At 43.6% G+C, this 13,387-nt stretch carries 10 protein-coding genes; all 10 read right to left on the reverse strand.

The features are described 5' to 3' along the window. Positions 1-93 precede the first annotated feature (93 nt). The 10 genes from IEW67_RS05510 to carB all read right to left on the reverse strand — a co-directional run bounded on the left by IEW67_RS05510 (position 94) and on the right by carB (position 13,208). A complete protein-coding gene (locus IEW67_RS05510; protein ID WP_188632066.1) occupies positions 94-381 on the reverse strand; it encodes a DUF4282 domain-containing protein in 288 nt (95 codons plus the stop codon). Positions 382-731: 350 nt separating this feature from the next. Continuing rightward, positions 732-2,129 carry a Fe-S cluster assembly protein SufB gene (gene sufB, locus IEW67_RS05515; RefSeq protein WP_188632067.1) on the reverse strand — a complete coding sequence of 466 codons (1,398 nt, stop codon included), beginning with the start codon at positions 2,127-2,129 and terminating at the stop codon, positions 732-734. A 68-nt stretch (positions 2,130-2,197) separates the two neighbouring features. Continuing rightward, on the reverse strand, positions 2,198-2,629 hold the full coding sequence (gene sufU, locus IEW67_RS05520; protein ID WP_188632068.1) for a Fe-S cluster assembly sulfur transfer protein SufU: 432 nt from the start codon (positions 2,627-2,629) through the stop codon (positions 2,198-2,200). After that, positions 2,619-3,839, reverse strand: a complete 1,221-nt coding sequence (locus IEW67_RS05525) for a cysteine desulfurase (protein WP_188632069.1) — start codon at positions 3,837-3,839, stop codon at positions 2,619-2,621. Before IEW67_RS05525 ends, sufU begins: the two co-directional genes overlap by 11 nt. Continuing rightward, positions 3,839-5,149: a Fe-S cluster assembly protein SufD gene (gene sufD / locus IEW67_RS05530; RefSeq protein WP_188632070.1), complete on the reverse strand. Its 1,311-nt coding sequence runs from the start codon at positions 5,147-5,149 to the stop codon at positions 3,839-3,841. The genes IEW67_RS05525 and sufD overlap by 1 nt, the downstream gene beginning before the upstream one ends. 18 nt (positions 5,150-5,167) lie before the next feature. Further along, positions 5,168-5,953: a Fe-S cluster assembly ATPase SufC gene (gene sufC, locus IEW67_RS05535; protein ID WP_188632071.1), complete on the reverse strand. Its 786-nt coding sequence runs from the start codon at positions 5,951-5,953 to the stop codon at positions 5,168-5,170. A 251-nt stretch (positions 5,954-6,204) separates the two neighbouring features. After that, positions 6,205-7,611: an argininosuccinate lyase gene (gene argH / locus IEW67_RS05540; protein WP_188632072.1), complete on the reverse strand. Its 1,407-nt coding sequence runs from the start codon at positions 7,609-7,611 to the stop codon at positions 6,205-6,207. Continuing rightward, positions 7,608-8,870, reverse strand: a complete 1,263-nt coding sequence (locus IEW67_RS05545; RefSeq protein WP_188632073.1) for an argininosuccinate synthase — start codon at positions 8,868-8,870, stop codon at positions 7,608-7,610. Before IEW67_RS05545 ends, argH begins: the two co-directional genes overlap by 4 nt. Positions 8,871-9,011: 141 nt before the next feature. After that, positions 9,012-9,974 (reverse strand): ornithine carbamoyltransferase, encoded by a 963-nt coding sequence (gene argF / locus IEW67_RS05550; RefSeq protein ID WP_188632074.1) that lies wholly within the window; start codon positions 9,972-9,974, stop codon positions 9,012-9,014. After that, positions 9,975-13,208 carry a carbamoyl-phosphate synthase (glutamine-hydrolyzing) large subunit gene (gene carB, locus IEW67_RS05555; RefSeq protein ID WP_188632075.1) on the reverse strand — a complete coding sequence of 1,078 codons (3,234 nt, stop codon included), beginning with the start codon at positions 13,206-13,208 and terminating at the stop codon, positions 9,975-9,977. Positions 13,209-13,387 lie beyond the last annotated feature (179 nt).

Consider the following 13,387-nt stretch of genomic DNA (forward strand, 5'->3'; position numbering starts at 1 on the left):
CTTCGATTGACATGATAATGGTTTATTGTAAATCACGATTAAAGTCAAAAGTCTTCATGCACTTTTTTAACCTTATCTGTCGATTAAGTATAACTACTCTTCAACATTATGCTGATCGGATAAGGATTTTTTAATTTCCTGTAGTGATTCATGCATTTTAAAAAAAATAATTAATAGTTCACAATAAACTCTCGTTAATAATGGTCCCACAATAATGATCAAAAGACCCATAATAACTTGAAAACCACCACCGACAACTGAATTAGCGCCAGTTACCATCATTCCGAGCCCGCTAAGTACAGAAAAAACAATGCCAATCCAGAATACAATCTTAATAATTGTTGGTGTAAGCATTTTGTCAAAACTTAAAAATTCATTCACTTGCTTTCCCTCCCTTCTTTGTTATAAATATTATATAATATATTCCAATAATTTCCTAGATACATGAAGAGAAAAGATCAAATCATTATACTGGAACAGCATATTTTAATCGTTGAAGATTATATCAATATATCCAACATGTTTATATGAAAAAACGCTAATGTATTTAAAATACAACACTTAAAAGTTATCATGTGGATTTGGATCACCTGGACTTCCCTACCGAGGGGAGGGTTAAAACACCAGAGTATTAGGTATTGTGATATCCTCCTCACATTTTATAATTTCTCTTATCTTTTTAAAAAACAAAACCCTTGCCACAAACGGTGTTGTGACAAGGGTTATGGTTATTAGCCGATGGAACCTTCCATTTCCATTTTGATCAGGCGGTTCATTTCGACTGCATATTCCATTGGGAGTTCTTTTGTGAATGGCTCAATGAAGCCCATGACAATCATTTCCGTTGCTTCTTCTTCACCGAGACCTCTACTCATCAGATAGAAGAGCTGTTCTTCGGAAACCTTGGAAACTTTGGCTTCGTGCTCCAATGAAATATTGTCATTATTGATTTCGTTATATGGAATGGTATCGGATGTTGACTCGTTATCCATGATTAACGTGTCACATTCAATGTTCGAACGAGCACCGGTTGCTTTGCGTCCGAAATCAACAATTCCACGGTACGTAACTTTACCGCCTTGTTTAGAGATTGATTTGGACACGATACTTGATGACGTGTTTGGTGCCAAGTGGTGCATTTTCGCACCTGCATCCTGATGCTGGCCGCGGCCTGCAATTGCAATGGACAATGTATTGCCGCGTGCACCTTCCCCTTTAAGCCAGATGGATGGGTATTTCATCGTTAACTTCGAACCGATATTTCCGTCAATCCATTCCATCGTAGCATTTGCACCTGCTGTTGCACGCTTTGTAACCAGATTATAAACGTTGTTGGCCCAGTTTTGTATAGTTGTATAACGGCAGTAAGCATCTTTATGAACGAAAATCTCTACAACCGCACTGTGCAGTGAGTTGGTTGTATAAACCGGTGCTGTACAACCCTCCACATAGTGCACAGAAGAACCTTCGTCAGCAATGATTAGTGTCCGTTCAAATTGTCCCATGTTTTCCGAGTTAATTCGGAAGTATGCCTGAAGCGGTGTCTTTGCTTCAACACCTTTTGGAACATAGATGAATGATCCCCCGGACCAGACTGCTGAGTTCAATGCTGCAAACTTATTATCGGATGGCGGGATAACTTTGCCGAAATATTTTTTGAACAGTTCTTCGTTTTCCTTAAGGGCAGTGTCTGTATCCTTGAAAATGATACCCAGTTCCTCAAGGTCTTCTTTTAAGCTGTGATAAACAACTTCTGATTCATACTGTGCGGATACACCGGCCAAGTATTTCTGCTCAGCTTCCGGGATACCCAATTTATCAAATGTCTGCTTAATTTCATCAGGGACTTCATCCCACGATTTACCCTGTCGTTCAGACGGTTTTACATAATAAACAATCTCGTCAAAGTCAAGTTCAGAAAGGTCACCACCCCACTGCGGCATTGGTTTTTGATAGAATTTCTCCAATGCTTTCAAGCGATAGTCCAGCATCCACTGGGGCTCTTCTTTCATTCTTGAAATTTCTTCAACTACTTCACGTGTCAACCCTTTTCCGGAACGAAAAACCGAAACGTCTTTATCATGAAAGCCATATTTGTATTCTTCCAAGTCTGGCATTTCTTTTGCCATGAATATACCTCCTTAAAGTAGTCGTTCTTAAAGTGTTCTTTCTATCCTGTGATCCCAATGTCTGCCTGCTACTCCTGAACACCTTTTTCCATTGCCTTCCAAGCAAGGGTTGCACATTTAATCCGCGCCGGAAATTGGGAAACGCCCTGTAATGCCTCAACATCGCCCATATCCATTTCCTCTGTATCCACATCCTCACCAAGCATCATATCAGAGAAGGCTTTCGACATATTCAATGCGTCATCAAGCTTTTTCCCTTTGACTGCCTGGGTCATCATTGATGCGGATGACATGCTAATGGAGCAGCCTTCGCCGGAGAACTTGGCATCCTGGACAACGCCACCTTCAACTTGTAATTGCAGCTGAATCCGGTCACCACATGTCGGGTTGTTCATATCAACAGTTAGCGCGTCTCCCTCAACCGAGCCCTTGTTTCTTGGATTTTTATAATGATCCATAATAACCTGTCTATATAGTGTATCAAGGTTGTTAAAAGACATCACCAAAATACTCCTTCGTTTTCAAAAGTCCATCTACCAGCCGGTCGGCATCATCTTCAGTGTTATATAAATAAAAGCTCGCCCTTGCTGTTGCAACTGTATCCAGCCATTTCATCAACGGTTGTGCACAATGATGACCGGCACGAATCGCTATCCCTTCTGCATCCAGTACAGTCGCAGTATCATGCGGATGAACATCGTCCAGGTTAAAGGTAACAAGTGCTGCGCGCTCTTTCGGACCGTATATGCTGATGCCATCTATTGTGTGCAGTTTTTCCATTGTATAGTCGACTAGTTTTTGCTCGTGCGCTGTAAGGTTATCCATTCCGATTTCATTCAAAAAGTCAATGGCTGCACCCATTCCGACAGCACCTGCAATGATTGGTGTTCCACCTTCAAACTTCCATGGGAGCTCTTTCCAGGTAGAATCGTATAGATTCACAAAATCGATCATTTCACCACCGAATTCGAACGGCTCCATGTTTTCAAGCAGATGTTGCTTGCCATACAGTACCCCGATACCGGTTGGCGCACCCATTTTGTGCCCGGAAAAAGCATAAAAATCACAATCCATGTCCTGAACATCCACATTCATGTGAGGCGCTCCCTGCGCTCCGTCAACGACGATAACCGCACCGTTTTGATGTGCGATTCCAGCTATTTCCTTAACAGGGTTAATAGTACCAAGAACGTTCGACACGTGCGTGATCGCAACAATCTTCGTGTTTTCGGTTACCGTTTCACGGACAGCATCCAGTGAAACCGTACCATCTTTTTGTAATGATACATATTTCAATGTTGCCCCTGTTGCTTTGGCAGCCTGCTGCCAGGGGATCAGATTGCTGTGATGTTCCATTGGCGTAATCACAATCTCGTCCCCTTCAGTCAGGTTGGCGCGCGCATAACTATAAGCTACTGTATTAATCGATGTTGTCGTGCCGCGTGTAAAAATAACTTCAGCCGTGCTTTTCGCATGAATGAAATTCCGTACTTTTTCACGAGCACCTTCATATTTCTCAGTTGCCCTTGATCCCAATGTATGGACACCGCGATGCACATTGGAGTTGTCTTCCCTGTAATAAGCATCGACCGCTTCGATTACAGGACGCGGCTTTTGTGATGTTGCAGATGAATCGAGATATACCAAAGGGTGCCCGTTCACTTCCTGGTGCAGAATTGGAAACTGCTCCCGTATGGCGTTAACATCCATCAGTATACCTTCCTTTCAATAACCTGCCTCAACTGCGTTTTGACGGATTCAATCGGAAGCTGATTGACAACAGGGGCAAGAAACCCGTGAATAACCAAGCGCTCTGCTTCATGACGGCTTATCCCCCGGCTCATCAGATAATACAGCTGAATCGGATCAACACGACCGACTGATGCCGCGTGGCCTGCTTCAACATCGTCCTCATCAATCAACAGAATCGGATTGGCGTCACCGCGTGCATCTTTACTTAACATCAGGACGCGTGATTCTTGCTCTGCATTCGATTTTGAACCGCCATGTTCAATCTTGCCTATGCCATTAAAGATGGAGCGGGCTTTATCCTTCATAACACCATGCTGCAGAATGTGTCCCTCGGTAAATTTACCAAAATGAACAATTTTTGATGTGAAGTTTTGGGATTGTTTACCCCGGCCGACTGAAACCGTTTTGGCATGGGAACCTGAATTTTCTCCAACCAAATGGGTCACATTTTCAGAGACCGTGTTGCCGTCGTTCATTTGCCCCAATGCCCATTCAATCCGTGCATCACGGTATGTGACACCACGTCGGTTGATGTATGACGTTGTGCCTTCTGCAAAGTTATCCACACCGCCAAATGAGATCTGCGCATTAGCATGGGCAATCACTTCGGTCACGATATTGGCTACCGTTTCTTCTTCGTGATTTTGGGAGAAATAATTCTCAACATATGTCAATGAACTGTTATCATCAGCTACGACCAGCACATGGTTGAACATGGCCGTTTCCGGGTCTTCCTGCCAGAAAATGACCTGCAACGGTTCTTCCAATTGGACATTCTTAGGTACATAAACAAACGCTCCGCCGTTCATCAACGCTGCATGCAATGCAGTAAGCCGGTGTTCATCAACGGAAACAGCGTCTTTCATATAATAACGCTTAACCAGCTCTTCATGATCCCGCAACGCAGTGAAGATATCAGTGAAAATAACACCTTTTTCTTCAAGTTCTTTGTTCAAGGACGCAAATGCTACTGTATGGTTTCGTTGTATCAAAAGATTTTCCTGCGCGTCTTCTTTATCAAGAAAATCCTGTATATCCTCAGGTAGCTTATCCAGTGATGCTATTTTTTCGCCTTTAACTGCATCATGCTTGAACGTGCTGAAATTCCACTTGGTGATGTTTGTTTTGTCGGGTTCCGGCATTTCCGACGAATCAGCTTGTTCCAAAGCTTGAAGGCGTAAATCACGCATCCAGTCCGGTTCATGATTATCGTGTGAAAACCGGGTGATATAGTCTTTATCGTAAGGTAGTTTTGTATCTACAGTCATATTACCCCTCCTAGCTTTTTAGACTTCTTGCTCGACGTTTTCGTCTTCAATGCCAAGTTCTTGTTTAATCCAGTCATAGCCTTCAGATTCAAGGCGCTCGGCAAGTTCAGGACCGCCGGATTTCACAATACGGCCTTGCATCATAACGTGAACGTTGTCCGGTGTGATATAGTTAAGCAAACGCTGATAGTGCGTAATAATCAAACAGCCGAATTGATCATCACGTAATTTGTTGATTCCTTTTGAAACAACTTTCAGTGCGTCAATGTCCAGTCCGGAGTCAATCTCATCCAGTATGGCAATCTCCGGCTTCAGTAACATCAATTGCAGAATCTCATTACGCTTTTTTTCACCGCCTGAGAAACCTTCGTTCAAATAACGCTGTGCCATATTTTTGTCAATATCCAAATAATCCAGCACATTATCCATCTCTTTGATGAATTTCATCAACGAAATCTCATCGCCTTCTTCACGGCGGGCATTAATGGAAGAGCGCAGGAAATCGGAAGTTGTGACACCGCTGATTTCACTCGGGTACTGCATGCCTAGAAACAGACCGGCTTTTGCACGTTCATCCACTTCCATGTCCAGAACCTCTTTCCCGTCAAGCAGGACACTGCCTTCTGTGATTTCATAGCTTGGATGCCCCATAATCGCAGAAGCCAGGGTTGATTTACCTGTTCCGTTCGGCCCCATTACCGCATGGAATTCGCCGCCTTTTATTGTCAAGTTGACACCCTTTAATATCTTGTTACCTTCAATTTCAACATGAAGATTTTTAATCTCTAGTGTTGAGCCTGCCATATCGATACCTCCAATTACTGTTGTTATGCTATTGTTGTAAATGGATATGTCACTATCCATTCTCAATTTATTCTCATTATCATCTTAAATCATTTCGAATGTATTATCAACTCTTAGGGAGTCTATCTTATCAGGGATTATTGTATTATCAGCACCAGACTCACAATTTCCATTATAGTACAAACACAAATTTCTGTTAAATACGATGAACAGCAAAATGCCCGGTTTATGAACCGGACACTGATGATTGCTTATTTGTTTGAATTCAATGCATGCCATTCTTCATTTGTCTTAAGAAGTGCGGCTGCTTTTTCAAGCTGATTCTTTACACTTTCTTTTGCTGTTCCACCCGGAACCTTCCGGGCATTCACAACTGACTCGGGACTTAGCGCTTTAAAAATATCCGTTTCAATCAAATCTGAGAACGAGCGGAATTCATCCAGTGATAAATCAAGCAGATACTTGTTTTGATTGAGACAATGCAGCACAATATTTCCGACCGCCTCATGGGATTCTCTGAATGTCATTCCCTTGCTGGTCAAATAATCCGCCAAATCAGTCGCATTGGAATAATCCTGCCTGACAGCTTCATACATCTCTGTTTCTTTAACGTGCATCGTTTCAATCATAGGGGCAAATAGTGCGAGTGCTCCGCGCAACGTTTCCGCAGAATCAAACATTCCTTCTTTATCTTCCTGCATATCTTTGTTATACGCGAGTGGCAGCCCCTTTAATGTTGTCAGCATTCCGGTCAGGTTGCCGTATACGCGTCCGGTTTTACCGCGTACGAGTTCTGCCACATCCGGATTTTTCTTCTGCGGCATCATACTACTTCCCGTACAGAAGGCGTCATCAAGTTCAATAAAATTAAATTCAGCACTTGACCATTGCACCATCTCCTCACACAATCGCGACAGATGCATTGCGATCATAGAGGCGTGCGACAGGAAATCAACAACAAAATCTCTGTCACTAACGGCATCCAGACTGTTTTCACAGATACTGTCAAATTGAAGTTCATCTGCCACATATTGCCGGTCGATCGGAAAAGACGTGCCCGCAAGTGCGCCGGCTCCAAGCGGCATTTTATTAATCCGTTTCAGACTATCTGCAAGTCGCTCGGCATCCCGTTGAAACATGAACAAATATGCCAGCATATGATGAGCAAATAAAACAGGCTGGGCCCGTTGTAAATGGGTATAGCCGGGCAGGAGAGTATCCAGGTTAGCTTCAGCTTGCTTATAAAGTGACTTCTGGACATTTGTAACTAGTTGAACCAGTTCATGAACAACTTCGCGCAAGTACAAGCGCATATCGAGAGCCACCTGATCGTTCCGGCTTCTTCCTGTATGAAGCTTCCCGCCGACAGATCCGATTTCATCAATCAGCAGTTTCTCGATATTCATATGGATATCTTCATGTTCTTCGCTTAACACCGCTTCACCATTTTCTATTTTAGCAGCCACAAATTGCAGTCCTTCAACTATCTTATCCGCATCGTTGTCAGATAGGATGTTACATTTTTTGAGCATTCTGACATGCGCAAGGCTTCCCATAATATCGTGCTTCGCCAATTTTTTATCGAAGTGAATGGATGAGGCATACTCATCCATTAATTGGTTCGTTGGTTTTGTGAATCGGCCGCCCCATAGTTTCATTGACTTTGCGTTTCCTTTTCTGCGCTATCTATCGTGATATCTGCCTGTAAATGGTCGTCTTTAGACGAGGCATTGACAGACGAATGAACTTTTGTCGGAAGCCCCCATAATTTAATGAACCCATTGGCGGCATCATGATCGAATGCGTCATCAGCATTATAGGTTGCCAGATTAAAGTCATAAAGCGACTGCTCTGACTCACGGCCGACAGTATGAACGTGTCCTTTATACAGTTTCAGCTTAACTGTCCCGGATACATAGTGTTGTGTTTCCGTTACAAATGCTTTAAGAGCATCTGTCAGTGGAGAATACCATAAACCGTCATAGACCGTTTGGGCGAACTTCTGCTCAACCCCCGGCTTGAAACGGGATGTTTCACGTGTCAATGTCAATGATTCCAGTTCCTGATGGGCTGTTAGCAGCACAGCAGCTGCCGGTGCTTCATAAATTTCTCGTGATTTAATGCCGACCAGACGATTTTCCACATGGTCGATTCTTCCGACGCCGTGCTTCCCCGCCATCTCATTTAGCGACAATATCAGTTCATGAAGCTCAAGTTTTTCACCGTTCAATGAGACTGGTTTGCCTTGTTCGAACGATACCGTAACAAGTTCAGGTTCTTCCGGGGCATCAGTCGGATCAGCCGTCAGATTATAAGCATCTTTCGGCGGCTCTGCCCAAGGATCCTCTAAAATACCGCACTCGTTGCTGCGTCCCCATAAATTTTCATCGATACTATATGGACTATCGAAACCGACAGGAACCGGGATGTTGTGCTCTTCAGCAAACGCAATCTCCTCCTCTCTTGACATTGACCACTCGCGTACAGGTGCAACAACATCGAGATTCGGATTCAAACCAGCGAAAGCAACATCAAACCGCACCTGATCATTACCTTTTCCGGTACAGCCATGAGCAACAGCCGCAGCCCCCTCTTTTTCAGCAATGTCAACAAGAAGTTTTGCAATCAATGGTCTGGACAGTGCTGAAATGAGTGGATATTTCCCTTCATATAGTAAATTAGCCTGTAATGCGGGCAGTACATATTCATTAGCAAAGAGTGATTTAGCATCGATCACATATGATTTCACGGCGCCAACATCAAGCGCCTTCTGTTTAACAAAATCAAGATCTTTTCCTTCTCCAACGTCGATTGCTGCCGCGATAACATCGTAGTTATATTTATCTTGTAGCCATTTAACCGCAACAGACGTATCAAGCCCTCCGGAATAAGCCAAAACAATCTTCTCTTTACGCATGGTATCCTCTCCTTGTCATAACTATTTTAGAAAAACTCGGCATTCGCCTCGCCTTATAGCAAATGCCGAAGCTTTTCTTATAAGGTCATCCATAATTTATACTTTCTGACGTTATAAAATAGCGTTGTATTTTTTTAATAGTCAGCCCATTAATGCTGACATCAGTGCTTTCTGAGCGTGCAGTCTGTTTTCCGCCTGCTGAAAAACAACCGACTGCTTCCCGTCAATGACATCCGCTGTCACTTCTTCGCCGCGGTGAGCCGGCAGACAATGCATAAAGATGGCGTCATTGTTTGCCAGCGAACAGAGTTTTTTGTTCACCTGAAAATCGAAAAATGCCTGTTTGCGGTTTCTTTGTTCTTCTTCATGCCCCATGCTAGCCCATACATCGGTATAAATAACATCTGCCTGCTTCACAGCTGCTTGCGGGTCTGAAGTGATTTCTATATGGCTGTCGGACTGCCTTGCGTTCGACAAAGCTTCTTGGACAATGTGAGTGTCCGGCAAATAATCCTCAGGAGCGGCAATACTGACATCCATGCCTGTCATGGCTGCTCCAATGAGCAAGGAATGTGCCATATTATGGCCATCACCAATATAGGTGAGTTTTATCCCGTCCAGTCCGCCTTTCACTTCCTGAATTGTCTGCAAGTCAGCAAGCACTTGGCACGGATGATACATATCAGTCAGCCCATTGATCACCGGAATCGAGGCATTGTCAGCGAATTCTTGTAGGACTTCGTGGGAAAATGTCCTGATCATCATGCCGTCAAGATAACTGGAAAGAACTTTGGCTGTGTCCGCCATTGTTTCCCCTCTTCCCAGCTGCAGGTTTTCTGAATTAAGAAAAATCCCTGCACCGCCAAGCTGGAATATACCTGTTTCAAATGAAACCCGGGTCCTGGTCGATGGTTTTTCAAACAGCATGCCAAGTGTTTTTCCCTTCAAGGGTTCCTCATACGCCCCTGATTTGTGCCGTTGTTTCAGTTCATCAGCCAATTCGAGTAAATGGGTTAATTCCTGCTTGCTCAAATCAGTAAGCTTTAAAAAGCTACGGCCTTTCAGCTTGTCACCGGTGAATACGGGCTCAGCTTCTGTTTTCATTTACATTGCACGCTCCTTTCGCCGATTCAATTCACGGCTCTCATTCAAATAATCATTCATCGGAACAGGTGCCTCCAGCGTCTGGTCTGACGCATATAAATAAGCTAGTAATGTGTCAATCGATGTAAGGCATGTTGTATTAACTGTCAAGGCAGCCATTCTAAGCCGGGTATGTTTATCCTTCGTAAATGACTTTTGTGTATCACAAACTAATGAAAATCCGTTTTGTGAACAAATCGTGCTGGCTTGTGCAGTATCCCAAACCTGATCTGCATGAATGTCATGTTCACTTAGATAGGCGGCAGTTTCCGGATCGGCAGCTATTTTAACCGGTAAGTCCGAAAGCAATGTCAAAAGCTGTTCGTTTAAATGATCAGTTGAGTGAAACGATAAATAAATGGGTTTATTCGCCGTTGTATCAAGAGCGGTATTTTCCATCCAGCCGCACGCTTTTGTCAATGCCTGACCAATGGTTCTCCCCAATCCGATAGCTTCACCGGTTGACTGCATTTCAGGTCCAAGATAAGGATCAACTCCTGCTAATTTCGTTGAGGAAAAGACCGGCATTTTCACTGCGTAATAAGGTGTGTCAGCCTGCAGGCCAAGTTTCCACGCTTGCTCTTTAAGCGGCTCACCCATTTGCACGCGCACGGCCAGATCAATCAGCGGGATACCTGTTACTTTACTGGCAATTGGTGCTGTCCGTGATGATCGTGGGTTAACCTCCAGCACATATAATTCCCGGCCGTCTTCACTGAGCACGAATTGAAGATTAACCATCCCTTGCAAGTTCAATTCCTTCGAGATAGATTTTGTATATGACTCAATTTGATGTTTTTGCGGTGTTGAAAGGTCGGGAGCCGGAAATACGGCAATGCTGTCTCCTGAGTGGGTCCCCGCCCGTTCAATGTGTTGAAAAACACCGGGTATCAGCACATCTTCTCCGTCACAGACAGCATCAATCTCAAATTCCTTTCCCGCAATAAACCGATCAATCAATAGCGGAAAAACAGCTGATTCCATTGCGTCTGTTTTCAGTCCGTTCAAGTATGTCATCAATTCCGATTCATTATATAATATCGCCATGCCACTTCCACCAATGACGTATGACGGCCGTACCAATACAGGATAGCCTATGTCAGATGCAGATTCGACTGCTTCTGAGAATCTTGATACTGTTTTTCCGGGTATATGCGGAATTTTCAGCGCGTGCAGGAGCTGGTAGAACTTATCCCGGTCCTCTGTTGCATTAATGGCCGGTAAGGTCGTGCCATAGACATGAACACCGTGTTTGTATAATTCCTCTGCAAGATTAACCGCTGTCTGTCCGCCGAACTGTATCACAACACCATCTGCTTTTTCATTCTGAACCACTGCCAAAACATCTTCAGCATTCAGCGGCTCAAAATAAAGATGATCGGCCATATTGTAATCAGTGCTGACTGTTTCAGGGTTATTATTTATCACAACAGCATTGATATCCTGATTCTGCAAAGACTTCGCTGCATGCACCGAACAGTAATCAAACTCGATCCCCTGACCGACCCTGATTGGTCCGGCACCTAAAACTACAACATTTTGACCCTTCAATGGCTTTGCTTCATTCGTATTACCCCATGTACTGTAAAAATAACCTGTATCTAATGATGCTTCATCTTTACCTGTATCAACTTTTGTATAGATAGGAGGAGCCATTGTCAGAGAATGTTCCCGGACTGTATCTAATTCTTTGTTGAATAACGAAGCCAGAATCTGATCCGAAAAACCCAACGTTTTGACGCTTAGCCATTCTTCCCGACTGATTGTATGCCAGCTTTTCTCCTCAAGCTGTTTCTCCATATCCGTTACAGCTTTTATACCGTTCAGGAAAAAACGATTGATACCTGTCAAACTGTGAATATCATCAAGTGAATAACCTCTTCGCATGGCTTCGGCTGTCACAAACAAGCGATCATCTGTTGCCTGCTCGAGCGCATTTTCAATTGCTGCTTCTGTCCAATCGGGAAGAAATGGCAGATGATTGATTCCGATATCAAGCGAACGGATAGCTTTATTCAATGCTGCCGGAAAATTGTCAGCTAACGCCATCACTTCCCCTGTTGCTTTCATTTGCGTTCCAAGTGTTCGGTCAGCAGTCTTGAATGTATCGAATGGCCAGCGTGGTATTTTGACAGCAATATAATCAAGCATCGGTTCATATCCCGCATATGTATCAGCGGTGACCGGGTTCTGCAATTCATTGAGATGCCATCCCATAGCAATCTTGGTTGCAATTCGGGCAATCGGATAACCGGTTGCTTTTGACGCGAGCGCGCTTGAACGACTGACCCTTGGGTTAACCTCGATAATGACGTACTCATTACTATTCGGGTCCAGAGCAAATTGAATATTGCATCCGCCGACAACGCCAATGGCTCGAATCACCTTCAGTGATGCATTTTTAAGCATGTTAAGTTGCTTTTTAGTCAACGTTTGGACAGGCGCAACAACAATACTGTCACCTGTATGAATACCAACCGGGTCAACATTTTCCATATCGCATACAATCACACAATCGTCGTTTGCATCCCTGATAACTTCAAATTCAATTTCTTTCCAGCCCTTTATGCTCTGCTCGACAAGTACCTGGCCAACAGGGCTCATATCAAGACCATGCTGCACAATTGATTTAAGATCGTATTTGCTTTCAGCGACTCCTCCTCCGGCACCGCCAAGTGTATAAGCCGGTCTGATAATAATCGGGAAGCCAGCTGTCTGTGAAAAGTGAATCGCTTCATTAACTGAATGGACTGATAAGCTTTGAGGAACAGGCTCTCCAATTGTATTCATCGTCGTTTTGAAAATATCACGGTCTTCACCTTTTTGAATTGCATCTAAAGAGGTACCAAGCAGTTCTACTTTATATTCCTCTAATACACCTGCCTCGTATAAAGTTACTGCCATATTCAGACCTGTCTGTCCACCGAGTGTCGGCAATATACCATCCGGTTGTTCTTTTTGAATAATCGCAGTAAGTGAATCTGTCGTCAATGGTTCTAAATAGACATGATCAGCCATTGTATGGTCCGTCATGATTGTTGCCGGGTTATTATTGACGAGAACGACCTCAATACCATCTTCCTTCAATGCCAGGCAAGCTTGTGTGCCGGAATAATCAAATTCAGCTGCCTGACCGATAATAATGGGACCCGACCCAACCACCAGAACCTTCCGGATATGCTGTAATGCAGGCATACTGTTCCTCCACCTCCCTTTCATCTTTAACATGTGCTAGATAAATTGTTGTGTATTATTATGCAATATAATTTATATTAATGCAACACCTTATATTAAATTTTTTATTCAAAACGGAAATTTACTATCCGTTTATCAAAATAAAAAAGTGCGGACCATTATGTTGGTCTGCACTTATG

The sequence above is a fragment of the Lentibacillus kapialis genome (genome assembly GCF_014646635.1).
GTDB classification, from domain to species: domain Bacteria; phylum Bacillota; class Bacilli; order Bacillales; family Amphibacillaceae; genus Lentibacillus; species Lentibacillus kapialis.

Bases quoted from the DNA above. Each gene is read 5' to 3' on its own strand.
- IEW67_RS05545 (WP_188632073.1), bottom strand. From the start codon at position 8,870: ATGCGTAAAGAGAAGATTGTTTTGGCTTATTCCGGAGGGCTTGATACG.
- sufD (WP_188632070.1), bottom strand. From the start codon at position 5,149: ATGACTGTAGATACAAAACTACCTTACGATAAAGACTATATCACCCGG.
- sufB (WP_188632067.1), bottom strand. From the start codon at position 2,129: ATGGCAAAAGAAATGCCAGACTTGGAAGAATACAAATATGGCTTTCAT.
- carB (WP_188632075.1), bottom strand. From the start codon at position 13,208: ATGCCTGCATTACAGCATATCCGGAAGGTTCTGGTGGTTGGGTCGGGT.
- IEW67_RS05525 (WP_188632069.1), bottom strand. From the start codon at position 3,839: ATGGATGTTAACGCCATACGGGAGCAGTTTCCAATTCTGCACCAGGAA.
- sufC (WP_188632071.1), bottom strand. From the start codon at position 5,953: ATGGCAGGCTCAACACTAGAGATTAAAAATCTTCATGTTGAAATTGAA.
- sufU (WP_188632068.1), bottom strand. From the start codon at position 2,629: ATGTCTTTTAACAACCTTGATACACTATATAGACAGGTTATTATGGAT.
- argF (WP_188632074.1), bottom strand. From the start codon at position 9,974: ATGAAAACAGAAGCTGAGCCCGTATTCACCGGTGACAAGCTGAAAGGC.
- argH (WP_188632072.1), bottom strand. From the start codon at position 7,611: ATGAAACTATGGGGCGGCCGATTCACAAAACCAACGAACCAATTAATG.